Genomic DNA, 23,035 nt, shown 5'->3' with positions numbered 1-23,035 from the left:
TCCCGGAAAGGGTGGGGGGGGGATATGACGGTGTGCAGCGGGCTGGAATGGCGGGAAGGCGGGCTGAGGATTACTCCGGGGCGGTCATTTCCTGGGTCATGATGCGCCGGATTTCTCCTTTTGTCTGCATGTCCTTGATAACGGCGTTGAACTTGAGGATGAAGTCCTCCTTGAAGTGAAATCGCCCGTAATCCCGGTTGGTGAACCCCAGGTGGCCCCACTCGGTGTTGATGACAAGGGCCTCCCTTAGCAGGGCGTGGGTTCCTCCTTCGTCGTAGAGACCCTCTTTTTTGAGTTTGTTGAGTTCCCAGAGGATGGCGAGGCGGTCGTTGATGTAGCAGTCTGTTCGCTTGATGCCAAGTTTCAGGAGATTGATGCGGTTGCTTCTGGCTTCGTCGATGCGGATGTTGTTTTTTTCAACTTCACGGAAGAAGGCCTCGCCCCCTAAGAGGAAGCCGTCGTTGCTGCCGATGGTCAGGCCGCGGAAGTCCTCGGGCCAGGTGAGTCTGGGGGCGCTCTGCAGGATCTCGTCCCGGCAGAGAAGCACCACTTTTTCCTGGAGGATGGGTGTGGAGTAGGGCCACATGTACGGTCGCGCCCGGGGCCTGAAGTAGGGCGGGCAGATGGCGAACACCTTGCCGCTTTCGATGTCGTGAAGTCCCCGTTTCCAGGGGATGGGCAGGATGGTGACGCGGTACCCCTCCATGCGCTGGAAGGCCTGCTCGAGGATGGCGGGGTAGATGCCCCTGGCCTGCCCCTCCACCGCGTAGCTGTAGGGTGGGTAGTTGTCGTCGCAATACACGACCACATCCGTTGCTGCGATGCCTGTTTGCCGTGTGGCCAGGCAGGTCATCAGCAGGGCTGCAAGCCAGAGGCCTCTTTTCATGCATCCGTCCATGTGGGGGTTGAAGGGGCTGCCCGGTGCGTGCCGGGCGCTGAGGTGTGTTGCTGTGTGGGAAAAGTATATCAGAGGGGCCGGATGGGGGGAAAGGTAAATAAACGGGGTGTGTTGCAGGGCTCGGGGCTGCCGGGGCCGCCCCGAGCGGGGGTGTTGTCAGGTGGCGTTGTTGAGTTGCTTCAGGGCGCGCATGAGGGCCTGGGTGCCCATGCGCGAGCCCCCGTGGGCCATGACGGCCTGGTAGAGCTGATTGACCAGGGCGAGGCCGGGCAGGGCCAGGTTCATCCGCCGGGCCTCCTCCAGGGCGATGCCCATGTCCTTGACAAAGTGCTCCACGAAAAATCCGGTGTCGAACTCCCCTTTGAGGATCCGGGGTGCCAGGTTGTCCAGGGACCAGCAGGCGGCCGCGCCGCCCGTGATGCTCGAGAGCATGACCTCAAGGTCGAGTCCGGCCTTTTCTCCGTAGAGCAGGGATTCGCACATGCCGATCATGGTGCCGGCGATGACGATCTGGTTGCACATCTTGGTGTGCTGGCCGGATCCGGCGGGGCCCTGGTGGACGATTTGCTTGCCCATGATCTCGAACAGCGGGGTCAGTGCTTTTACGGTGTCGTGGTCGCCTCCTACCATGATGGAGAGGGCGGCGTTGCGGGCGCCCACGTCCCCGCCGGAGACCGGGGCGTCCACGGCATGGACATCTTTGGATGCGGCCTCTTTGTAAATGGTCTGGGCAAGGCTCGGGGAGGTGGTGGTCATGTCCACCACCACGGTGCCGGGTCGCGCGCCCTTGAGGATGCCGGATTCTCCGAGGTAGACCTCTTCCACATCCTTGGGGAATCCCACGATGGTGAAGATCACGTCCGAGGCGGCCGCCACCTCCTCGGGGGTCTCTTTCCACTGGGCCCCCAGGTCCATGAGGGGCTGGGCCTTGGCTTTGGTGCGGTTGGTGACGGTGGCTTGAAAGCCGTGGTCCATGAGGTGGCGGCACATCCACTGCCCCATGACCCCGGTTCCGATCCATCCGATACGTGTGTCGGTCGTGCTGAACTGCATGGCGATACCCTTCCTTCAAAATGTAATAAATAGAAATGTTACTTCATCATCTTTTCGGGGACCACTTCGATCCAGTACCCGTCGGGGTCTTCCACAAAGTAGATGCCCATGGCCTCGTTCTCCCAGAGGTTCAGGCCCATCTCCTTGTGGCGGGCATGCCAGGCGTCGTAGGCATCGGTGGTGACGGCCAGGTGGATTTCGTTGTCGCCGAGGTTGTAGGGCTCTGTTCGCTCTTTGAGCCAGGTGAGTTCAAGCTGGTGACCGCCGGTGCCGTCTCCCAGGTAGACGAGGACAAAGCTGCCGTCTTCGGCCTCATGGCGGCGGACGATCTCAAAGTCCAGGGCCTCGGTGTAGAAGGCGAGGCTTTTGTCAAGGTCGAAAACAGTGAAGTTGGTGTGTGCGATTTTCAAGGTGCCCATGGGGTCTCCTGTGCTTTTGTGCTGAAGATTAAGGCACGGGTGCCGGGGGTTCCGGTGTGGCCTTAATATAGGTGTGTCGGGTGGAACAGTATAACGCCGACGGTGACTGCCGGTCAACCGGGCCAAAAGGAAGGGGGGAACAAAAAAGGCCTGTCGAAGGAATCGACAGGCCTTTGAAATCTTTAATGGTGGAGCTGAGGGGGATCGAACCCCTGACCTCATGACTGCCAGTCATGCGCTCTCCCAGCTGAGCTACAGCCCCACGGTGTGTGCTTGGTGCGTTTTAAAGAATCGCTCGCAACAAACGAGAGAGTATTTAGACCATCACCGCACGGGTGTCAATGAAAAAAATGACTCTTTTTGCGCTTCCGGCATGCCCGGAGACGATAGGGCCCCGGACCCATTTGAAATACCGGGGCGCCCCGGGGGGCTTAAAATAAATTCTGTACTCTCAAAACAAGGGATGGTAAAGGTATTCGAGTTTTTTAATATAAGGGTATGAACCCGTATGGGCGTGGGAAAATGAGGTGGCGGCACTCGTTTGCTGCGGCCGCCGGGCGGTGATGATTCACCGCATTCGGCTATCCTGTCGTGATGCGCAAGCAACTGCCTTACCAGATGGTGCCGCCCATCCGTTCCAGCCCCCGAAACCAACGACGACAATAAGGGTACAGAGGTATATTGATGCTACAAATGATGCGTGACAATGCCGGCTCCTGGATAATCAAGATACTGCTGGGCGTTATTGTCCTGGTATTTATTTTTCTTGGACTCGGACCGGACCGCAACAGCGGCAACTCCATTGTTGCAGAGGTGAACAAGGCCGTTATCAGCTGGGACGATTACCGACTGGCCTACAATGAACTGGTGGAAGGGTACCGGCGTCAGCTGGGCGGAAACCTGAGCCAGGAGATGATCAAGATGTTCCGGCTCCGTGAGCAGGCCCTGGAGAGCCTCATCACCAGTGAGCTGATGACCCAGGAGGCCGAACGCCTGAAGCTTCAGGTGACCGACAAGGAGCTTGAGAAGGCCATCACGGAGCTGCCCTACTTTCAGCGGGACGGCGTCTTTGACATGGCGCTTTATGAGGCCCTCCTTCGCCAGAACGGGCTCACCGTTCCCCAGTTTGAAGCGCAGCAGAGAAAGGCCATGCTCATCTCCAAGCTGCGAAGCATGGTGGAAAGCGGCGTGCAGGTGACGGACGGCGAAGTTCAGGAACTCTACAAATACAAGAACACCGAATCCTCGGTCCGCTACGCCCTGTTTGATCCGGCCACCTATGCGGATGTCACCGTGGACGATGACTATGTCACGACCTATTTTGCGGAAAACGGAGAGCGATACAAAACCGACCCCGAGGCCAAGATCTCCTTTATGCGGTTCAGCCGGGATGACTTCCGCACCCGGGTGAGTGTCTCCGACGAGGAAATATCAGAGGCCTATGAGGCCAACCTGGCCCGGTACCAGACCCCTGAGACCGTGGAGGCGAGCCATATCCTCATCAAAGTGGCCGATGAGGCCACGGACGAGGAAGAGGCTGCGGCCCGGAAGCGGGCCGATGAGGTGTACGCCAAGGCCACGGCCGAAGGCGCGGATTTTGCCGAACTGGCCAAGACCTTGTCCGAAGGGCCTTCGGCCAAGGACGGCGGGCGCCTGGGCGCCTTTGACCACAGCTCCATGGTGAAGCCCTTTGCCGACAAGGCCTTTGCCATGACCGAAGGGGAGATCAGCGAGCCGGTCCGGACCCAGTTCGGCTGGCACGTGATCAAGCTGGAGAAGAAAAACCCCGCCACGGAAAAGAGCCTGGCCGAAGTGTCCGATGAAATCCGCCAGGGCCTTGTGGATGAGCAGGCCGAAGCCGACGCCTACGCTGCGTCGGAAAATGCCTTTGACATGGTCCTGGGCAGCGACAACCTTAAGGAGGCAGGCGAGACCGCCGAGCTTCCGGTAACCGAAAGCGCATTTTTCACCCGCTGGAAAGGTCCCGAGTCCGTTCCCGGCGTGGATCGCATGCGTATCGCCAAAGACGCCTTCGACCTGGAGGTCGGCGGGGTCAGCGATATCCTGGAATACAACGGCACCTACTATATCGTTCAGCTCATGGAGAAGAAAGAGTCTGTGGTGCCTGAGCTCACCGCCGTAAAAGAGGCTGTACAGGCTGATGCCCTGTCTCAGGCCAAGGCCAAGAAAGCCGAGTCCGAGGCTGCGGCCCTCCTGGCCCTCCTCAAGGAAGGCAAGGACTTCCCCGAAGGGACCAAGGTCACAGAGTCTCCCCTGTTTACCCGGGATGGCAAAGGGGCCGATACCCTGGACCGCAAGGTGGTTGAGGCGGCCTTTGGCCTCAACGCCGAAGAGCCGGTTGCCGGTGAGGTGATCAGCGGCAACGGAGGCTACTATGTGGTGGCCCTCAAAGAGAAGAAGATTCCCGGCCTGGACGGGTACCCCGAGGCATCGGAAGCCCTGAAAACCGAGCTTCTCAATCGCAAGCGCAGCGATGTGTTGTCCAAGTGGGTTGAGGAGTTGCGAAACGCCGCGGAGATCAAGCGGGATCCCCGTTTCGCCACGGCCGACGACGAATAAGCGGCCCTGGGTGTCGGGCTTCCTGACGTCCGGGGACGAGCCCGGGGCCTGACCCCTGGCCCGAAGAGACGAGAAACCTGCCGGAAACGCTTCATTGGCTTGCCCGGCAGGTTTTTTTTATGGTAGCATACATAACTGTATGCGCTGACCAAATAAGGCTTGCGCGATACCGCCATGATCCCGCACGGGGTCCGGAGGGAAAAGCCGGTCGCCGATGCATATTCAAGCCTGTCGCCCATCGACCAGAAGACCAGACGACCCTCACGACAACCACTCAGCAGGAGATGGTGCATGGGAAAAGCAAAAGCCAAACGGGTGTTCCCGTCCAAAAGGTGCCCGTATTGTTTTACCAGCCTGTCGCTGGCTGCAGAGACCTGCCCGAGCTGCCACAAGCGCGTGGGGACGGTGGACCGATACGGCCTGGCCAAAAAACCCATCAACTATTTCGGGTACCTCGCCGCCGTGATGTGGGCGGGGATCTTTGTCGGGTACATCTGGTTTGCCTTTGTTCGGTGACCACATGCACAATCGATGATAGCGAGGCCGGGAAGAACGTCATGACGTCCAACCGGCCTTTTTTATTTATTTGAGGGAGAAACCATGACAGGAAAATCGTTTCAACGTGTCCTTTACGGCCTGCTGGCCGTGATGCTGGTTGTCACCGCTGCGTGTGCCCGACGGGACGTCGGCACGACCACCGTTCCGGAACCGCGCCTTCCCAAAGACCCGGCCGTGGTGGAAGGGGTCCTCGATAACGGGATGACCTATCTCGTGATGAAGAACACGGAGCCCAAGGACCGGGTCAGCATGCACCTGGCCGTTAAATCGGGTTCCATGGTCGAGACCGAAGCCCAGCGGGGCGTGGCCCACTTCCTGGAACACATGCTGTTCAACGGCTCCGAGCACTTCCCCCCGGGTGAGCTCATCAAATACTTTCAGCGCATCGGCATGCGCTTTGGTGGCGATGCCAACGCCCATACCGGCTTTTACGAAACCGTCTACGACGTGGTGCTCCCCGCGGGCGACACCAAGAGCCTGGCCGAAGGGCTTCTGGTCATGCGCGACTATGCGGGCGGGGCCCTGCTCCTGGAGTCCGAGGTGGACCGGGAGCGCGGGGTGATCCTGGCCGAGAAGAGAGACCGGGACTCCGAATCCTATCGCAGTTTTGTGAAGAACCTGGCCTTTGCGTTGCCGGGCATGCGGATCAACGAGCGGCACCCCATTGGCCTGGAGTCGGTCATCAAGAACGCGGACTCGGCTCTTTTGAGGAGTTACTACGACACCTGGTACCGTCCGGACAACATGGCCGTGGTGGTGGTGGGAGACGTGGACCCCGCCGAAGTGACGGCGCTGATCCGGGACCGCTTCTCCTCCCTTGAAGCCCGTGCCCCGGAAGGGGAGATTCCCGACGAAGGATCATTTGCTCATGTGGGGACCAAGGCGTTTTATGCCTACAACCCCGAAGCGGGGAGTACCTCCGTGACCCTTCAGGTGCTGAGCCATGTGGCGCGGCAGCCCGATTCCTTTGCCGTCCGACGGGAGCAGATGCTCTTTGACATGGCGAGCCGGATCCTTGACAACCGGCTGGAGGAGCGTATCGGAAAGCCCGGTACCCCCTTTACCTCGGCCGGAGCAGGGGCCGGAACCTATCTGCGCCATGTGCGCTACGGCATTGTGGCGGCGGATTGTGACGCAGAGAATTGGGAGGAAAGTCTTGCCGTCATCGACCATACCCTGCGCAGTGCCCTGGCCTTCGGGTTTGCACCCGATGAGGTGGCAAGGGTCAAAAAGGAGATGAAAAATGCCCTCCTGCAGGCAGAGGAGAAGGCCGCGCGGACAGCGGGGCCTGTTCCCCTTTTAATGCAGAACTCCACGAGAAAGGTGGTTGTCTCCCCCGGGGATGCGCGCCGCCTTTTTGAGCCTGTGGTGGACGCGGTAACGGCAGACGAGCTGCACACCGTTCTCAAGGAGGTGTGGAATCCCTCCCATCGCCTTGTGATGGTGGAGGGCAACCTTCGCCTGGAGGCCGGTGACAAAGGCCCTGAAGCCGTCCTTCTTGCCGCTTATAATAAGAGCGGTCTTGTGGCGGCCACCCCGCCCCCGGCCAGGAAAGCGGCGGCGTTCCCCTACCTTTCGGTACCTGAAACCCCGGGCAAAGTCGCTTCGCGGGTGGATCACGACGACCTCGGGATCACCGTGGTCACGTTTGAAAACGGCCTGGTCCTGAACCTGAAGCAGACGGACTTCAAGGCCAGGGAGGTGCTGTACTCCCTGCGATTCGGGCAGGGTGTCAAAGGGGCCCCGGACCTTGTTCCCGGCCTGGCCTCGGTTTCCGAGATGGTGGTCAACGAGAGCGGACTGGGACGCCTGGGCCGTGACGAGACAGCCCGGGCCATGGCCGGTACCAACACCACCTACCACTATGGCGCGGGGCAGGACGGGTTTTCCCTCTCCGGCCGTACCATCCCCGGGGAGCTGGAGCTCATGTTCCAGGTGCTTTTTACCCAGCTCACCGACACCCGCCTCAAGGAGGAGGCCTACCACCTTTCGACCCAGCGCTATACCCAGGGGCTTGAAGAGATGGATCGTACCGTGGACGGCGTGCTCCAGAAACAGGTTGAGGCCTTTCTCACCGGAGATACAGCCCGTTTCGGGTACCCGGGAACCTCCCTTGAGGGCATCGATCTGGAGGCGGTCAAAGGCTTTGTCATGCCCGACCTGCAAGGGGCGCCCCTGGAGCTCTCCGTGGTGGGGGACATGGACATTGAGGCGGTGATCTCTCTGTGCGGGCAGTGGCTTGGATCGCTTCCCCGGAAGGCCATGCAACCTGCCCGGGACCACGACCTTGCCTTTCCCGAGGGAAAGCGCCTTGATCTCTCCGTGGAGAGCTCCATCGACAAAGCCGTGGTTACGGTGGCCTGGCCCACCACGGGGATGGGCGATATCCACACGGTGCGCCGTCTCTCCATCCTGGGGTCCCTCTTTTCCGAGCGCCTGCGTGAGACCGTTCGGGAAAACCTGGGGGCGGCCTACTCCCCCAGGGCCTGGAACCGGTCCAGCAGGGCCTACCCGGAGTATGGTACCCTCCGTGCCGTCATTACCGTGAGCCCCGGGCAGGTTGACGAGGTCATCGCGGCGGTGAAAGAGATCGCCGACGGCCTCCGCGCGGCACCGGCCAGCGAAGATGAACTCCGGCGTGTGGTGGACCCCGTGGTGAACCGTATCGCCGACTACCGGCGTACCAACGGGTACTGGCTCAACAGCGTCATGCAGGACTCCTCGAGGTATCCTGAAAAACTGGTCTGGCCCCGGGATATCCTGGAGGACTATGCTGCCGTCACCTCAGCCGAGCTTCAGGCCCTGGCCCGAACCTATCTCAAGGTTCCGGGGGGCGCGGTCCTGACGGTACGGCCCGTGCCGTCGTCCTGATCGCCGTTTTAGCCCCGCCATAATTTATGCCGCCCCAAAAACGGGGCGGCTTTTTTTTTGCCTGTTTCAAACCCGGGTGAGGGGGCAGTGAGTTATTTCCTTGTCATGTTTCTTGGGAAAGAACGTATCAGCAAGGGTTTGGGGTGGGGTGGAAATGCAATGTATACGGTGGGATAACATCTTTGTGGCAGGCCTCTGGCCGGGGGTCGCAATGGTCTTGATTTTATGCAGGTGATCATTTATATAGTCCCCACAAACATTTACGACTCACGTGAGGTGCGCCTGCATGGAGACTGAGACGGCGCGTCTGTGTAATGTACTGTTACTACAGGAGATTTAGGTGGAATCAGTTAACTGGTTGGCGCTTGTCTACGGTTTGGTCGGTGGGCTGGGGCTTTTTCTCTACGGCATGAAGATGATGTCGGAAGGCCTTCAGAAATCAGCGGGCAGCAGCCTGCGAAACATAGGTTGAAAAGCTGCCACAGCTCCAACCGGGTCATCGGGACCTTTGTAGGTCTGGTGGTGACCGCGGTGATCCAGAGCAGTTCCGCAACGACAGTCATGGTGGTGGGCTTTGTCAACGCAGGGCTCATGAACCTGGTCCAGGCCCTGAGCGTGGTGTTGGGGGCCAACGTCGGCACCACCGTCACGGCGCAGCTCATCGCGTTTAAAATTGGTAAACTTGCCCTGCCTGCCATCGGCATCGGCGTGTTTATGCGCATGTTTACCAGCAACAAGAAGTACCACTACTGGGGAGAGGTCATCATCGGCTTCGGCCTTCTCTTCCTCGGCCTCAAGATCATGAAGGACGGGTTTGTTCCCTTGCGGCACAGCGAGTTCTTCCAGCAGGCCTTTATCACCTTTTCCCATCATCCGGTGCTGGCCGTTGCCGCAGGCGCGGTGCTGACCATGGTCGTCCAGAGTTCCTCGGCCACCATCGGTATCACCGTGGCCATGGCATCCACGGGACTCATCGACTACTACGCCGCGTGCGCCCTGGTCCTCGGGGAGAATATCGGGACCACCATCACCGCCAACCTCGCGGCCATCGGCACCAACCCCACGGCGAGACGGGCCGCCTTCGGCCATTTTCTCATCAACGCCCTGGGTGTCTGCTACATGCTCTTCTTCCTGAAGTTTTTCATGCAGGCCGTGGATGTGTTGACGCCGGGGGATCCCAACTTTGTCAACGCTTCCGGTAACCTTCCTTACATCGCCCGCCATATCGCCAACGTCCACACCGGCTTTAACATCGTCAACCTCATCATTTTCGTTCCCGTGCTTCATATCCTGGCGCGCCTGTGCGAGCGGATGATTCCGGGCAAGGGCAACGGCCGGGACGACGGCCTGGTCTTTCTGGACGACTGCCTCATCGAGACCCCTGATTTTGCGGTCTCCCAGGCCAGAAAAGAGGTGAGCCGCATGTCGGGACTGGCCCTGGAGATGCTGAAGCTGAGCCGGGACGCCTTTTTCTCCCGGGACACAAAGACCATCAACAAGGTCTACGAGCTGGAGAACACCGTGGATCTCCTGGAAAAGGATATCTCCACCTTCCTGGTCCGCCTGAACCAGGAGCAGATCAGCGCCGAGACCTCCCGGGAGCTCAACAACATCCTGCATGTGCTCCACGACCTGGAGAAGATTGGGGATTACGCCGAGAACATCGTCAACTACACGGAAAAGCTCATCGAGAGCGATATCCGCTTTTCCGACGAGGCCATGCAGGAGATGGAAGAGATCTACGACGTGGCCATCCGCTTTACGGACAATGTGATCAAGGCGTATAACGCAGGCGGCCTTCCCAGGGCCATCGACACCGAGGACGAGAACACCATCGACAAGATGCGCAAGCAGTTCAAGAAGCATCATCTCAAGCGCCTCCAGAAGGGCTCCTGCTCCGTTGAGACAGGGATCCTCTTTGTGGATATCCTCAACAATCTGGAGAAAACCGGGGACCAGGCCTTTAACATTGCCCAGGTGGTTCAGGGCGATATGTAAGGGGCAAGGGATTGCTGAACAGATGAAAGGCCGGGCAGACAGACTGCCCGGCCTTTTTGCGTGGACCGCATTGTGAGTCAGCTATGCGACACACATGTGTATAGGGTTCTGATACGATTGACGTTGTTCCCGCGCCTTTCGGTGTGGTATCATGCGCTGCCCGTTGGGGCCGCAGGGGGCAAAGGCGCTTCATTGTCGCTCAAAGCCTTCGGCTGTGACTTTTGACAAACGCACCACGTAGATGGTGCGCCGAAAGGGATCTATGAACAAACAACAAGTGGAAAAAGGGCTGGTCGACACCCTCTGGGGTGTCTTTGCATCGGTTCGGCTTTCCGTCATCGTGCTGACGCTCCTGGCCGTCACCTCCATCATCGGAACGGTGATTCCCCAGAACGCGTCTCCCGCCGTTTACGTGGATCGGTTCGGTGAGGCCGCGTACCGCGTGCTGTCGTTCCTCGATATCTTCGATATGTACCACTCCTGGTGGTTTCAGCTGTTGCTGCTGCTGCTGGGGATCAACCTGGTGATCTGCTCCATGGATCGCCTGCCCGCCGTGCTCAAGATCATCGGCAAGACACAGCGCCTCAACCCGGAGGCCTACCGCAAGGCCATCAAAGGGGAGACCCTGCCCATGGCCGGGTCCCCTTCCGAGGTGGCCGGGGTGCTCTCCGGAAAGCTCAAGGCGCCCATGGGTACCTTTACCCCCGTGGACGAAGGGGATGCGCGCTATCTTTTTGCAGAAAAAGGCCGCTGGACCCGCCTCGGGGTTTATGTGGTCCACGGCGCCGTCCTGCTGCTCCTCCTGGGGGGGCTCCTGGGCTCCCTGTTCGGGTACGAAGGGACCCTGAACCTGGCCGAAGGGGAGAGCAGCCAGGTGGTCAGGCTCAACGGCTCCAACGCGGCCATGCCCCTTCCCTTTGAACTTCGATGCGATGCCTTTTCCGTCTCTTTTTACGACACGGGTGCGCCCAAGGAGTATCGGTCCGACCTCGTGGTGACCGAGGGCGGGGCCGAGGTCCTTTCAAAGCAGATTGTGGTGAACGATCCCCTGCGTTACAGGGGCATCAGTTTTTACCAGGCCAGCTACGGCACGGTGCCCCCGAAGTCCGCCACCTTCTCCTTTACGAGCAAGGCCAGCGGCATGAGCTACCCTCTTGATGGTGATTTCGGGCAGCCCATCGCCATCCCTGAAGGCTTAGGGATCTTTACGCCCATGCATTTCATGAACAACTACAGGTTCCACGGCAGGTCCATGGGGAGCGCTGTGCTCGGCGTTCTGGAGAGCGCGGAGGGAGAGGCCACCCGCCTGGCCCTTCCGGTGAAATCCCCCGGTTTTGACCGCATGCGGCAGGGGGATGTGGTAATTGCCGTGGCGGACTTTCCGCAGCGGTACTACACGGGGCTCCAGGTGACCAAGGACCCCGGGGTGTGGCTGGTGTATGCCGGGTTTCTCTTTCTCATCGCCGGGTGCTACATCACCTTTTTCATGAGCCACAAAGGCTTTATGGTGGCTGTGGAACCGACCTCCACCGGGTCGGTCGTGACCCTCTATGGAAACACAAACAAAAACAGGCTGGGCATGGAGATGGTGCTTCGCCGCTTGACCGAAAAACTCGACCGTGAGGCCATTAGTCCTGAAAGGCAGGTGGAGAGATGAACAACAGTTCCCTGATTTTGTCCATTGTGACTTTTGTCTATGGCTTTTCCGCCGTTTTGTACATCTCCGGGTGGATCTTCGGTAAGGAGGCACCGGCACGGAGCGCGCGGTATATCGCCGTGGTGGGGGCCCTGGGCAACCTGGCCGGGTTCCTGCTTCGGTGGGTGGAGTCCTACGGGCACGGGTACGGGCACATCCCCTTGTCCAACCTCTACGAGTCCCTGGTCTTTTTTGCCCTGACCATCGCCGTGATCTCCCTGGTCATTGAGGTGCGGTACCGAAATTACATGATCAGCACCTTTGCCATGCCCCTGGCCTTTTTGGCCCTGGCCTACGCCTCCCTGTCCCCCACGGTGAACGACAAGATTCAGCCGCTGATCCCGGCCCTGAAGAGCAACTGGCTCACCACCCATGTGGTGACCTGCTTTCTCGGCTATGCCGGATTTGCCACGGCCTTCGGCATCGGGGTGATGTACCTGGTGAGGGAGTGCACAACCATCCGGGAGGGGGGGCTGATTTCCCGGCTTCCGGAAGGGTATGTCCTGGACGAGCTGATCCAGAAGACCGTGATGTTCGGGTTCCTGTTCCTGACGGTGGGTATCATCACCGGTGCGGTGTGGGCCAACTCGGCCTGGGGCTCCTACTGGAGCTGGGACCCCAAAGAGACCTGGTCTCTGATCACCTGGTTCGTTTACGCCATCATGCTTCACCTGCGCTACATGCGGGGCTGGGGCGGGGCCAAGATCGCCGTCATCTCCATCATCGGGTTCATGGCCGTGATGTTTACCTATTTCGGGGTCAATTTTCTCCCCGGGCTTCACAGCTACGGCAGCATGTAAGGGAGATCAATCAAGGATTGAAGCGGAGCCGCCTTTCCCGTCAGGGGAGGGGCGGCTCTTTTTTTTGGGGTGGGAACAACCCACCGGAGCCGTTGGGATTTCATTTTCTTGCTTTGTGAAACGATAAGGATCTTTTTATTGACACGTGCGGCGTCGTTACGATAAAGAGGCTAGGAATTTTCAGCGTTTTAAAGCCTCATGCATGTGAAATGGCAGTAATTTCGGGAGGTCCTTGGCACGTTTCTTCGGGGTGGGCGGGACGGCTGACGGGAGCGAACCGTTGTCCCCAAGTGGGAACCGGCGTGACGCGACCGCTGCATCGGACCACCTCAGACCCGTTTTGAAACCCGTTTTCTTTTTGCCTGTCGTGTCGCTTGAATCTGTTTCTTCTGCAGGTACTTAGTTGCTGCGCCGTGGGGCTCCGGACAGGGCCGTGAGGCATCGGGCGTGGTTGCCATGGCTTGAAAAAGGACGCATGAGCACGTATAAGAAACGCAATCAAATGCGTGAAGGCCGGCGAAGGGGGAATGCCGGTTTGCTATACCTGGTAAGGCTGCTTGACAAGGCCGGTGCAATGCGTGCTCCGGCTCTCGGTTTCGGCCTTGCCGTTCACAGGTTCGGAAAAAGCCGTTAGCACCCGGTAAGATCACAGGGGGCCAGGGGCTTTTTGTATGTCCGCGCCCCTTTTTTTTGAACTATCCGAGGACGCGGCGCATGCCTGAACCACCCGGTGGTCGGGTATCTGGTGCTTAAAACAATTAACACGTGGAGTTTTCATGAGCCTAACTGGTGAAAAACAGACTGGTCGTGAGCAAACGGGGTCACCCGGAGGTCCGGAGAAAAAGGGGGAATCGGGATTGGTAGCCCTCTTTTTTATCGTGGGCCTGGCCGCAAGCCTTGCCATAGGGTGGATCGTTTTCCCCAAACTTCTCTATTCCAAGAGTGAGCAGCCCTTTGATTTCAGCCATGTCACCCACGCCGATGAGGTGGGGGACTGCGACAGCTGCCATTACTTCCGTGAAGACGGAACCTTTGCAGGGGTTCCCACCCTGGAGCAGTGCGCGGAGTGCCACGAAGAGGTGCAGGGCGAGACTGAAGCCGAAGAGACCTTCGTCAACGAATATGTGGCCGAAGGCAAAGAGGTGCCCTGGAAGATCTATTCCAAGCAGCCTGACTGTGTCTTTTTCTCCCACGCCGCCCATGTGCAAGGGGCGGGGATGGAGTGTGCGGAGTGCCACGGGGACATCGGCGAGTCCGAGAGCCTGAAGCCTTACGAAGAGAACCGGATCACCGGCTACAGCCGGGACATCTGGGGCAAGAACATCGCCGGCATCAAGAAAAACAGCTGGGACCGCATGAAGATGGACGACTGCGGCGCCTGTCATCAGGAGACCATGGGCAGCAAAGGTGCCTGTTTCCAGTGCCACAAGTAGACGCTGTTTTTTAGCTTCAACGCGAACGATCAATCCTTTCAAGGGGTGATTCACATATGAAGATCAACAGGAGACATTTTCTCGCTTTGGGAATGGGAGCCACGGCCGGTACCCTGCTCTCTCCCCTTCCCTGGAAGTTGACGGACGATGTGTCCATCTGGACCCAGAATTGGTCCTGGACGCCGGTTCCCGAGACCGGAGAGTACTATTACGTCGGTGGGGCGTGCACCCTCTGCCCCGGCGGCTGCAGCCTTGCGGTGCGCAAGGTGGGCGAACGTGTGGTGAAAATCGAAGGGAGCCCCGAGAGCGCCGTGAACAGCGGTGACCTCTGCGGTATTGGCATCTCGGCCACTCAGCTCCTCTACGGCCCCTCGCGCATTGAGGGCCCCATGGTGCGGGCCGGCAAGCGCGGTGAGGGCAAATGGAACCGCATTTCCTGGGAAGAGGCCGAAGCGCAGCTGGCGGAAAAGCTGGGCAGCCTCTCCGACGGCAAGGGCGTGGCCGCCCTGTCGGCCTCCCGCAGCGGCAGCGTTCCCGCCCTGTTTCAGCGCCTGCTGGACACCCTGGGTTCCGACCGCTTTTTGACCCTGCCGTCTGTTCACGACACCCTGGAGCAGGCCATGGCCATGACCATGGGCCGCAAGCCCGGGGAAGGCGTGGGCTTTGACACGGAAAACACCGACCTGATCCTGAGCCTCGGCAGCGCCGTGGCCGAAGGGTGGGGCGCTCCGGTGCGCATGGTCAAAACCGCCGGTTCCAAAAAGATGATCCAGGTGGAATCCTACCTCTCCACCACCGCCTCCATGGCCGACATGTGGGTACCTGCCAAGCCCGGCACCGAAGGGGTGTTTGCCCTCTCCGTGGCCGCTGCCATGGTCCAGGAAAAACTCTACGATCACATCTTTGTCTCAACGGCCACCGAAGGGTTCGACGCCTTCAGCGCCTGGCTCCTTGAGAACTACGCGCCTGAGAAGGCCGAAGCCGTGACAGGGGTCACTCCTGCCATGGTGAAAAAGGTGGCCGTGGCCTTTGCCGGGGCGCGCCGTCCCGTGGCCATCTGCGGTCGCGGAAAAGGGGAGACCCCCGTGAGCCTTGCCGAGGCCCTGGCGGTCTTTGCCCTGAACGCCCTGAAAGGATCCGTCCAGCGCGACGGCGGCCTGGTGAAGGTGGGGGCCCTGCCCTACGCCGTGGCCACCGCCGAAACCGCCGACCTGGGCGCCAAGCTCGCAGAGCTTACCGAGCCCGGCAAGACCGAGCTCCTCATGGACTGGGGCACCAACCCCTTCTACACCCTGGCCACCTCGGACAAGGCAAAAGAGTCCCTGGCCGCCATCGGCACCATCGTCAGCTTTTCTCCTTACATGGACGAGACCGCGGCCATGGCGGATCTGATCCTGCCCGACCACACCCACCTGGAAAAACTCCAGGATGTGCCGGTTCGTGCGGGCCTGGAGCGACCCACCGTCAACCTGGCCCAGCCGGCCATCGACCCGGTGATGGATACCAAGCACACAGGGGACGTGCTCATCAGCGTGGGCGCTCAGCTGGAAGGCGGCAGCGACTCCTTTGGCTGGGACGACTACGAAACCTACCTCGAAGAGAGCTGCGGGGAGATGTGGGAGACCCTCTACGACGAAGGCACCTGGCAGGGGGACATCGCCTGGAAAAAAGGCCTTGAGCGCATCCTGGGCACCTCCCAGCGCTTCACCTTTGTCATCCCCGAAGGACCCGTGGCCTTGGCTGCCGAAGGGGCGGCTTCCGGCCTTCCCTTCACCCTGGTGCCGAGGTGGTCCCTGCGCATTGCCAGCGGCCCCGTGGCCGACGCTCCGTTCACCATGAAGACCATCTCGGACCGGATGCTGACCAAAGGGGTCTCCCATGTGGAGCTTCACCCCAAGACCGCCAGGCAGGCGGGTCTCAAAGACGGCGACACCGCCACCCTGTCCACACCCTTTGGCAGCGCCAAGGTGGTGGTCACCCTCTTCGAAGGGGTGATGCCCGGTGTGGTGGCCCTGGCCGCAGGCCTGGGGCATACCGCCTTTGACGATTACATCGGGGGCAAGGGGGCGAGCTACACAGCCCTTTCCGGCACCATGGCCGACCCTGCCACAGGGCTCAACTGCACCTGGGGCGCCAAGGCATCCCTGGCCAAGGGGTAGCCTGAGGGCGGCAACGGCTCGTGAACAACTGACGAAAACCCATCTCATACGAGGTTTTTCATGAATACGGAATCAAACGATACGAGGGCGAAGAAATTCGGCATGGTCATCGACCTCGACAAGTGCACCGGGTGCGGATCCTGCATGGTGGCTTGCTCGGCCGAGAACAACGTCCCCGTCAGGAAAGACGAAAGCGACAAGCTTTTGAGCACGACCTGGATCCGGGTCTACCGCATCACCAACGGCAAGGATTTTCCCGACACCGAGATCTGCTATATCCCCCGTCCCTGCCAGCATTGTGGCGGCAAGCACGACGACGGTCACTCTCCTTGTGTGTCGGTCTGCCCGGCCACGGCCACGGACTACGACCACTCCACAGGCATTGTCAGCCAGATCTACACCCGCTGCTTCGGCTGCCGGTACTGCATGGCGGCCTGCCCGTATCACGCCCGTTACTTCAACTGGTGGGACCCGGTCTGGCCAGCCAAGGTGGAAGAGTCCCTTTCTCCGGACGTCTCTCCGCGTATGCGCGGTGTGGTGGAGAAGTGCAGCTTCTGCTTCCACCGTTACCAGCTGGCCAAGGAGAAGGCCTATCTGGAAGAGCGTGACGTGGAGGAGATGGAGTACCAGACTGCGTGCACCCAGGCGTGTCCTTCCGGCGCCATCACCTTCGGGGATCTGAACAACCCCGACCACGCCGTGTACACCCTGAAAAAAGACAAGCGCGCATTCCGGTTGCTTGAACGCCTGCACACCAACCCGAAGGTCTACTACCTCTCCAGCCGTGAGTGGGTGAGACGGGCAGGTGACAACTACGTGAGCAGCGAAGAGCCCACCGGAAAACCCGGAGCCTATCACCTTGAGGGCAAGGGCGGCCACTGATCAGGCCCGCTTCTATCAGGACAAGACAGACGCCCGGCAGCCACGGGCGTTTTAAAAAATCTCTAAATGGCCGCCTGCACACAGGTGGAGGCGGCGAGGGGTAAGGATTTATGGACTCTGCTTTGATACCCGAAGGTGTTGAGCGTTGCTCTCTCAAGCGGTTTACCCTTGGTCTGGTCATTCCGGCGGCGCTGGTGGTCTGGGGGCTTTATGCCGCCTACCTCTGCTGGTTCAAGGGCCTCAATCAGACCAACATGAACGATTCCTACGGGTTTGCCCTCTGGATCTGGGCCGACCTGGCGGTTATCGCTGTGGGAGGCGGTGCCTTCTTCACCGGCTTTCTCCGCTATGTGGTGGGGAAAGACGAGCTGAAGAACATCATCAACTTTGCCGTTATCGTGGGTTTCTGCTGCTACTGCTCCGCCATGCTGATTTTGGCCATCGACATCGGCCAGCCCTTGCGCGGGTGGTTTATTTTCTGGCACGCCAACGTCGGCTGGAGGTGGCTTTTTGTCTTTCGCTCTACCTGTCGGTGCTGGCCATTGAGTACCTGCCGCTGGTGCTGGAGAACCGAAAGATCGACCAGAATCCCTTCTTTCACAACCTGGGCCACCGCATGCACGAGGTGATGGCTGTCTTTGCCGCCACCGGCGCCTTTCTCTCCTGCTTCCACCAGGGGTCTTTGGGCGGCGTTACCGGCGTGCTCTACGGGCGCCCCTTCGGCCTGCGGGGGCTGCTGGCCCTGGACCTTCTTCTTACACCTGGTCTGCGGCGGCCTGCGGTCCCTGCTTTACCATGCTCTGCTGCAAGATCACCGAGAAGATCACGGGCAAGCGCCTGGTCAAGGACAACGTCTACGACCTTCTGGCCAAGATCTCCGGCTGGATGCTGGGCACCTACATGGTGGCCAAGATCGCCGACACCATCTGGTGGGCCGTGGTGACCGTGCCCAAGACCGGCTTTACCTTCATGGAGTTCTACACCAACTCCCAGAACTACCACGGCATCTGGATCCTGATCCTTGAGCTGGTGATCTGCGGCATCGTGCCCGCGGCCATTCTCCTTAAAAAAGAGTGGCGCCAGAACAGCAGGCTCTTTATCGTCGCCGTGACCCTGGCCGTCATCGGGGTGTGCGTGAACCGCTGGGTCATGGTCATGCAGCCCATGGCCATGCCGGTCATGACCTTTGATTCCTGGGTCCTCTACTTTCCGTCGTGGCAGGAGTGGGCCACCACCATCCTGCCCGTGGCAGGGGCCATCCTGATCATTGCTCTTTCCTATCGGTACCTGCCGGTGTTTCCCCAGGAGAAAGAGCTCAACCCTGTCGAGAGACCGTAAACGACCAACCGACCGGGGCCTTGGTTTTATCACAGGCCCCGGCATGAAAAGGAGAGAGCCATGTTTCCATTTGTCTGGGAGTGGGTCTGGGACGCGGGCCATTACCTGTTTTTCGGGGGGATGTGGTACGTGCTGATCATCCTCACCGTGGGGCTCAACTGGTGCATTTTTAAAGCCCTTAAGGACACAAAAGAAGGGAAGGGCGGCGGCCACTGATCTTTTTTTAAATAAAGGTATCGTATTTAAGGGGTTGATTTCTTGGTTGAAATCAACCCCTTTTTTGTTGTCTGATGGCGGTGCCTCTGTTTTTTATGCTCATTTTTTCCGTTTTTTTTGGAGGTGTGAAGCAGATCATACCTGATGCATCAGCCCTGTGGTAGCTTCCGACCCGTTGATAGGAAATAAACCGCCTCTGTTGAGGCTTTGACGTACCACTTATGTTTTAGGAGTATCACGATGAAAAAAGCAGTTCGAGCAGTTGCAGGGTTGGCAGTGGCCGTATGTATGATGATGACCGCAGGAAACGCCATGGCGGAAGAGAGCGGGACCAAGTTCAAGCTGGGTGTGGGAACCTACGGGCTGATCATTGCTGACGACAGCTCCAGTGTAAACAGCCATGACGAGGAATTCTACGGGGGGGCCATTGTGGGCACCGCGTGTTTTACCAAGCATGTGGCCCTGCGAGGGGCGTTTTACGCAGCAGAAAATGATGACGACTCCAAATGGGACGTAAGCGGCGGCGATCTCCAGCTTCTTCTGGGTACCAACTTCTATAAAGGGTTCAACGTGTTCGGCGGTATCGGGGTGTTTACCGAAAACTGGGAGTACGACGGCGGGACCATCGGCGGTGTGAGTGTCAAAGCCGATAAGGATTTTTCCGGTGCCCAGGCCTCCTTCGGTATCGGCTACTCCTGGAGCAAGGTGGCCCTGGATTACGTGGTCAACGTCAGGGACACCAGCGACTACGAAGACTTCACCAATGTCGACCATGACTTTGCCGTCTCCGGCGGCATCAACCTCTCCTACATCTTCTAAGTAATCCTCCTTATCCCCACAAACAGGTCCCTGAAGGCCAGGCGCAGGCGGTATTCATGTGAATACCGCCTGCGTTTTTTTGTTTTTGAGACACACCCCGTCCATTACGGGCGCAGCCCGTCAGCGAATGTGACAACCCGAGGGACGAGGGTTGGAGCATTCGCGAGCCTGGGGTGCAGGGGCTGTAGCCCCTGTATTTTAGTTTTTGATGGCGGAGGTGGCCAGCTGGTCGGCTCTTTCATTTTCGGGGAAGCCTGCGTGGCCTTTGACTTTGACGAAGACGAGGTTTGAAAACTTTCGGGTGAGGGCGCGGATCTCTTCCACCAGCTCCCGGTTGGCCTGGGCTTTCCAGCCTTTGGCGATGAGGCCCAGGGCGTAGCTGGAGTCGGTGTAGATGCGCACGGGAAGCTCGGGCTTTTTCACTTCGGAGAGGGCGGTGCGGATGGCTTCGAGTTCGGCGATGTTGTTGGTTCCCTGGCCGATGTTCCGGGAGATCTCCCGCTCGTGGGGCCCGTAGCGAAAAAAGACCCCGATGCCCGAGGGGCCGGGGTTGCCGGAGCTGGCTCCGTCGGTGAAGATGTGGATGACGCCGGGTTCGGTGGTGGAAAGCCCTTCCAGGGGCACCTCGCGCACAAGGCCGGGGCGCTGGGGTGGAGGCACGCTGACCTCCCCTTTTTGTGGGGGCGCTTTTTCCTCTTCTGTTTTTTTCTTTTTGGCGCCTTTGGGGATGAGGTTTTCCGGGGCGTCGGACTTCAGGGTATCGGGATAGACCTTGTATTCATGGGTCTGCTTGAGGTTGTACTTGATGCGCACACGCCCGCCGTCAAGGCGAAGCGCCTCGGCTTCATCCACCTCCGCCCACACTTTGTTGCCCTTGAAACTCATGCGTTTCCAGAGGGCGCCCTCATCGTCCTGTTTGGCCATGGTCTGCTCCGCGTCAGGTGTTGTAGATCAAAAAGGCTTCCCGGCTCTTCCTGAAATCGTCCAGTCCATCCTGCCACTGTGCTTCCAGTTTATCAATGGCCGTTCCTGCTTCAAGGCTTTCCCTGAGTGTACGAGATCCCAGGATCATGTCCATGGGGAGTTTTTCGTATTCGTATTCGTAGGGGGGCTGTTTCCAGGCAAACTCATCGGGGTGGTTGGCCATGGCCGCCCGGATGATGTCGAGGCTGAGGCGGTACGGGGCAAAACGCTCCCGGTCGGTGACGTGTATCTGAAAGCCCTTGCAGAGCTCACCCGCCCATTTGCCGAAGGTGGGCTCAAAGCCTGTCTCCCTGAGGACGCAGCCCTCAAGGCTTTCAGGGGCCAGAGTGTTTATGAGTTTGGTGGTGTCGAGGTAGGGGGCGCCGAAGAGCTCAAAGGGCCGGGTGGTGCCCCGCCCTTCCGAGAGGTTGCAGCCTTCCAAAATCACCTGGCCGGGGTAGACCAGGGCCGCCTCTTCGCAGGGCATGTTGGGGGAGGGCAGCACCCAGGGAAGGCCGGTGTCGTAGAAGTGCATGGATCGGGTCCAGCCCTTCATGGGCACCACGGTGAGGTCGCAGCCGATGCCGAACCGTTCGTTGAAGAACAAGGCCAGTTCGCCCATGGTCATGCCGTGGCGCATGGGAATGGGGTAGCGCCCCACAAAGGAGGTGTAGGCCGCTTCGGTGAGGTTGCCTTCCACCTTAACCCCGCCGATGGGGTTGGGCCGGTCCAGGACCGCCACGTGAAAGCCTTTTTCAGCCGCCGCCTCCATGATGTAGGTGAGGGTCCAGATAAAGGTGTAGACGCGGGTGCCTACATCCTGGATGTCCACCACCACCGTGTCGATGCCCTCAAGCATTTCGTCCGTGGGCCAGCGGGTTTCGCCGTAGAGGCTGAAGACCGGCACTCCGGTGACCGGGTCGAGCCCATGGCCCGATTCGATCATGTTGTCCTGCTTGTCGGCAAAAAAACCGTGCTGGGGAGAGAAAAGAGCCCCCAGGCTCCCCGGCAGGGCCTCGGCCATGAGGTCGCGGGCGTGGCGGTACGAAGGGCCCACCGACGCAGGGTTGGCCAGAAGGGCCAGTTTGCCCTTCCGCGCCCAGGCAGGCGGTGATTCCAGAAGGTGTTCAAGACCGGTGATGACGCGTGACAATAAAGACTCCCGGGTTTGCTGTTGCTCTCAGCCCCTCGTTCCCCGGGTTTGATCACAGCCGCTGACCGGTCATAGCGCCGAGGTTGGCGAAGGGGAGACGCACATGTTGAGACGGTTGACCCTTTGGTGGGATGGCCTGTGCCCGGCATTTTTTATTGATTGACGGAGCACAGCCATTCCATGCTTTTTAGCCTTTAGCCTTTAGCCTTTTTCTTATTCAGGATCTCCGTGATCTCCTCTTTGGAGAAGTGGTAGACGCTGTTGCAGTTGTGGCACCGAAGTTCCACGGGAAAGGGGCCTTCGTTGGCGATGGCGGCCAGGTCCTTTTTGGGGAGCATGGCAAGGTGCCCTGCAAAGGCCTTTTCGGAGCAGCGGCAGAAGAACTCCACGCGGTGGCTCCCAAGGAGCTTGGGCGAGAGTTCGGAAAACTTGTTTCAATGACCTCTTCTGCGTCTGCTCGCCGGCGATGTCCCCGGGGGAGGGAAAGAGGCCATGAGCTCTTCGATTTTCTTGTCGGTCTCCTCAGGGGCTCCGGGCATCACCTGCAGGAAGAGGCCTCCTGCTCCCACCACCTCGCCGTCCTGGTCGAAGTTGATGCTGAGGTTGAAGACCGTGGGGGTCTGCTCAGAGGTGAAGCAGTAGTTGGCCAGGTCTTCGGCGATGTTGCCGTACTCCAGGGCCACCTGGCCGGTGTAAGGCTGCTTCATCCCCTCGATGACCTTGGTGACGGTGAGCATGCCCGCGCCGAGGAAGGGGGACATGGAAAGGCTCTCCAGGGGGGCCTTCACCGGGATGGGGCTCTTTTTGAGGAATCCGCGCACCTCGCCGTAAGCGTTGGCTTCCACGGAGAGGCCTTTGGCCGGTCCGGTGCCGTCCAGGGAGAGGCCGATGCGGTCCCCGCCCTTTAAGTTGGCGCTCATGAGGGTGCACCCCAGGTAGGCGTGGCCGAGGATGTAGGTCTCCAGGATCCCCAGGTCGAAGTTGCCGCGCATTTCGTTGATCATGCGGGTTCCATGGACAAAGACACCGCGGACGGTGTCGTCGGCCAGGAGAAAACGGTACATTTTGTCCCGTGCGCTGGCCTTGAGCTGCTCTTTGGCGTTGGCGCCGTATGGTTTTTTCTTGATCATCTCTTTTTCTATGGTATTTCGCATCGCCCCTTTCGGTGGCGGGCGACGCCGTGTTTTTCCGTTGTTCGT

The 23,035-nt window shown here is 59.6% G+C and carries 17 protein-coding genes, 1 tRNA gene and 2 pseudogenes; 13 read left to right on the top strand and 7 right to left on the bottom strand.

Annotated elements, in window-relative coordinates:
• Positions 1 to 70: 70 nt before the first annotated feature.
• The 4 genes from ACOYW2_RS20590 to ACOYW2_RS20575 form a co-directional block, all read right to left on the bottom strand.
• The gene (locus tag ACOYW2_RS20590; protein ID WP_482767794.1) at positions 71 to 886 is read right to left on the bottom strand and encodes a substrate-binding periplasmic protein; all 816 of its coding nucleotides are present in this window, start codon (positions 884 to 886) and stop codon (positions 71 to 73) included.
• A 168-nt stretch (positions 887 to 1,054) separates the two neighbouring features.
• Positions 1,055 to 1,951 (bottom strand): NAD(P)-dependent oxidoreductase, encoded by an 897-nt coding sequence (locus ACOYW2_RS20585; RefSeq protein ID WP_482767793.1) that lies wholly within the window; start codon positions 1,949 to 1,951, stop codon positions 1,055 to 1,057.
• A 38-nt stretch (positions 1,952 to 1,989) separates the two neighbouring features.
• Complete coding sequence (locus ACOYW2_RS20580) at positions 1,990 to 2,370, bottom strand: VOC family protein (protein WP_482419806.1); 381 nt, start codon at positions 2,368 to 2,370, stop codon at positions 1,990 to 1,992.
• 186 nt (positions 2,371 to 2,556) lie between these two features.
• Positions 2,557 to 2,632, bottom strand: a tRNA-Ala gene (locus tag ACOYW2_RS20575).
• A gap of 431 nt (positions 2,633 to 3,063) precedes the next feature.
• Between ACOYW2_RS20575 and ACOYW2_RS20570 the strand changes: the two genes are divergently transcribed.
• From ACOYW2_RS20570 to ACOYW2_RS20510, 13 genes and pseudogenes are all read left to right on the top strand, one after another.
• The gene (locus ACOYW2_RS20570) at positions 3,064 to 4,950 is read left to right on the top strand and encodes a peptidylprolyl isomerase (protein WP_482767792.1); all 1,887 of its coding nucleotides are present in this window, start codon (positions 3,064 to 3,066) and stop codon (positions 4,948 to 4,950) included.
• Positions 4,951 to 5,241: 291 nt separating this feature from the next.
• Positions 5,242 to 5,466 carry a hypothetical protein gene (locus ACOYW2_RS20565; RefSeq protein ID WP_482417855.1) on the top strand — a complete coding sequence of 75 codons (225 nt, stop codon included), beginning with the start codon at positions 5,242 to 5,244 and terminating at the stop codon, positions 5,464 to 5,466.
• Between the two features lie 84 nt (positions 5,467 to 5,550).
• Positions 5,551 to 8,379 carry a M16 family metallopeptidase gene (locus ACOYW2_RS20560; protein ID WP_482767791.1) on the top strand — a complete coding sequence of 943 codons (2,829 nt, stop codon included), beginning with the start codon at positions 5,551 to 5,553 and terminating at the stop codon, positions 8,377 to 8,379.
• A gap of 340 nt (positions 8,380 to 8,719) precedes the next feature.
• Complete coding sequence (locus ACOYW2_RS20555) at positions 8,720 to 8,851, top strand: hypothetical protein (protein ID WP_482419801.1); 132 nt, start codon at positions 8,720 to 8,722, stop codon at positions 8,849 to 8,851.
• Positions 8,848 to 10,377, top strand: a complete 1,530-nt coding sequence (locus ACOYW2_RS20550) for a Na/Pi cotransporter family protein (protein ID WP_482767790.1) — start codon at positions 8,848 to 8,850, stop codon at positions 10,375 to 10,377. The genes ACOYW2_RS20555 and ACOYW2_RS20550 overlap by 4 nt, the downstream gene beginning before the upstream one ends.
• A 262-nt stretch (positions 10,378 to 10,639) precedes the next feature.
• Entirely contained in the window at positions 10,640 to 12,034 is a 1,395-nt protein-coding gene (gene resB / locus ACOYW2_RS20545; RefSeq protein WP_482767789.1) for a cytochrome c biogenesis protein ResB, read from the top strand.
• Positions 12,031 to 12,873: a c-type cytochrome biogenesis protein CcsB gene (gene ccsB, locus ACOYW2_RS20540; protein WP_482417851.1), complete on the top strand. Its 843-nt coding sequence runs from the start codon at positions 12,031 to 12,033 to the stop codon at positions 12,871 to 12,873. The genes resB and ccsB overlap by 4 nt, the downstream gene beginning before the upstream one ends.
• A gap of 857 nt (positions 12,874 to 13,730) precedes the next feature.
• Complete coding sequence (gene qrcA / locus ACOYW2_RS20535; protein ID WP_482767788.1) at positions 13,731 to 14,306, top strand: menaquinone reductase multiheme cytochrome c subunit QrcA; 576 nt, start codon at positions 13,731 to 13,733, stop codon at positions 14,304 to 14,306.
• A gap of 56 nt (positions 14,307 to 14,362) precedes the next feature.
• Positions 14,363 to 16,465 (top strand): menaquinone reductase molybdopterin-binding-like subunit QrcB, encoded by a 2,103-nt coding sequence (qrcB, locus tag ACOYW2_RS20530; protein ID WP_482767787.1) that lies wholly within the window; start codon positions 14,363 to 14,365, stop codon positions 16,463 to 16,465.
• 60 nt (positions 16,466 to 16,525) lie between these two features.
• Entirely contained in the window at positions 16,526 to 17,347 is an 822-nt protein-coding gene (gene qrcC, locus ACOYW2_RS20525) for a menaquinone reductase iron-sulfur cluster-binding subunit QrcC (RefSeq protein WP_180139194.1), read from the top strand.
• 110 nt (positions 17,348 to 17,457) lie between these two features.
• Positions 17,458 to 18,685 (top strand): annotated as a pseudogene (gene qrcD, locus ACOYW2_RS20520) (menaquinone reductase integral membrane subunit QrcD).
• A gap of 60 nt (positions 18,686 to 18,745) precedes the next feature.
• Positions 18,746 to 18,901 (top strand): hypothetical protein, encoded by a 156-nt coding sequence (locus tag ACOYW2_RS20515; protein ID WP_180139201.1) that lies wholly within the window; start codon positions 18,746 to 18,748, stop codon positions 18,899 to 18,901.
• Positions 18,902 to 19,141: 240 nt separating this feature from the next.
• Entirely contained in the window at positions 19,142 to 19,720 is a 579-nt protein-coding gene (locus tag ACOYW2_RS20510) for a hypothetical protein (RefSeq protein ID WP_482767786.1), read from the top strand.
• Between the two features lie 198 nt (positions 19,721 to 19,918).
• On the opposite strand, the gene ACOYW2_RS20505 is transcribed toward ACOYW2_RS20510, so the two are convergent.
• The 3 genes and pseudogenes from ACOYW2_RS20505 to ACOYW2_RS20495 form a co-directional block, all read right to left on the bottom strand.
• Positions 19,919 to 20,644 (bottom strand): RNase H family protein, encoded by a 726-nt coding sequence (locus ACOYW2_RS20505; protein ID WP_482767785.1) that lies wholly within the window; start codon positions 20,642 to 20,644, stop codon positions 19,919 to 19,921.
• 13 nt (positions 20,645 to 20,657) lie between these two features.
• Positions 20,658 to 21,836, bottom strand: coding sequence for an exo-beta-N-acetylmuramidase NamZ family protein (locus tag ACOYW2_RS20500; RefSeq protein WP_482767784.1), 1,179 nt, complete (start codon positions 21,834 to 21,836; stop codon positions 20,658 to 20,660).
• A gap of 194 nt (positions 21,837 to 22,030) precedes the next feature.
• A pseudogene (locus tag ACOYW2_RS20495) lies at positions 22,031 to 22,900 on the bottom strand (Hsp33 family molecular chaperone HslO).
• Between the last annotated feature and the right edge of the window lie 135 nt (positions 22,901 to 23,035).

The organism is Desulfoluna sp. CLI2B, from assembly GCF_056847375.1.
Note: the sequence above shows the minus strand (reverse complement) of the source record. Positions and strands in the feature narration are given on the sequence as shown.

Bases quoted from the DNA above. Each gene is read 5' to 3' on its own strand.
- ACOYW2_RS20565 (WP_482417855.1), top strand. From the start codon at position 5,242: ATGGGAAAAGCAAAAGCCAAACGGGTGTTCCCGTCCAAAAGGTGCCCG.
- resB (WP_482767789.1), top strand. From the start codon at position 10,640: ATGAACAAACAACAAGTGGAAAAAGGGCTGGTCGACACCCTCTGGGGT.
- ACOYW2_RS20585 (WP_482767793.1), bottom strand. From the start codon at position 1,951: ATGCAGTTCAGCACGACCGACACACGTATCGGATGGATCGGAACCGGG.
- qrcB (WP_482767787.1), top strand. From the start codon at position 14,363: ATGAAGATCAACAGGAGACATTTTCTCGCTTTGGGAATGGGAGCCACG.
- ACOYW2_RS20510 (WP_482767786.1), top strand. From the start codon at position 19,142: ATGAAAAAAGCAGTTCGAGCAGTTGCAGGGTTGGCAGTGGCCGTATGT.
- qrcC (WP_180139194.1), top strand. From the start codon at position 16,526: ATGAATACGGAATCAAACGATACGAGGGCGAAGAAATTCGGCATGGTC.
- ACOYW2_RS20580 (WP_482419806.1), bottom strand. From the start codon at position 2,370: ATGGGCACCTTGAAAATCGCACACACCAACTTCACTGTTTTCGACCTT.
- ACOYW2_RS20570 (WP_482767792.1), top strand. From the start codon at position 3,064: ATGATGCGTGACAATGCCGGCTCCTGGATAATCAAGATACTGCTGGGC.
- ACOYW2_RS20505 (WP_482767785.1), bottom strand. From the start codon at position 20,644: ATGGCCAAACAGGACGATGAGGGCGCCCTCTGGAAACGCATGAGTTTC.
- ACOYW2_RS20515 (WP_180139201.1), top strand. From the start codon at position 18,746: ATGTTTCCATTTGTCTGGGAGTGGGTCTGGGACGCGGGCCATTACCTG.
- ACOYW2_RS20590 (WP_482767794.1), bottom strand. From the start codon at position 886: ATGAAAAGAGGCCTCTGGCTTGCAGCCCTGCTGATGACCTGCCTGGCC.
- ACOYW2_RS20560 (WP_482767791.1), top strand. From the start codon at position 5,551: ATGACAGGAAAATCGTTTCAACGTGTCCTTTACGGCCTGCTGGCCGTG.
- ccsB (WP_482417851.1), top strand. From the start codon at position 12,031: ATGAACAACAGTTCCCTGATTTTGTCCATTGTGACTTTTGTCTATGGC.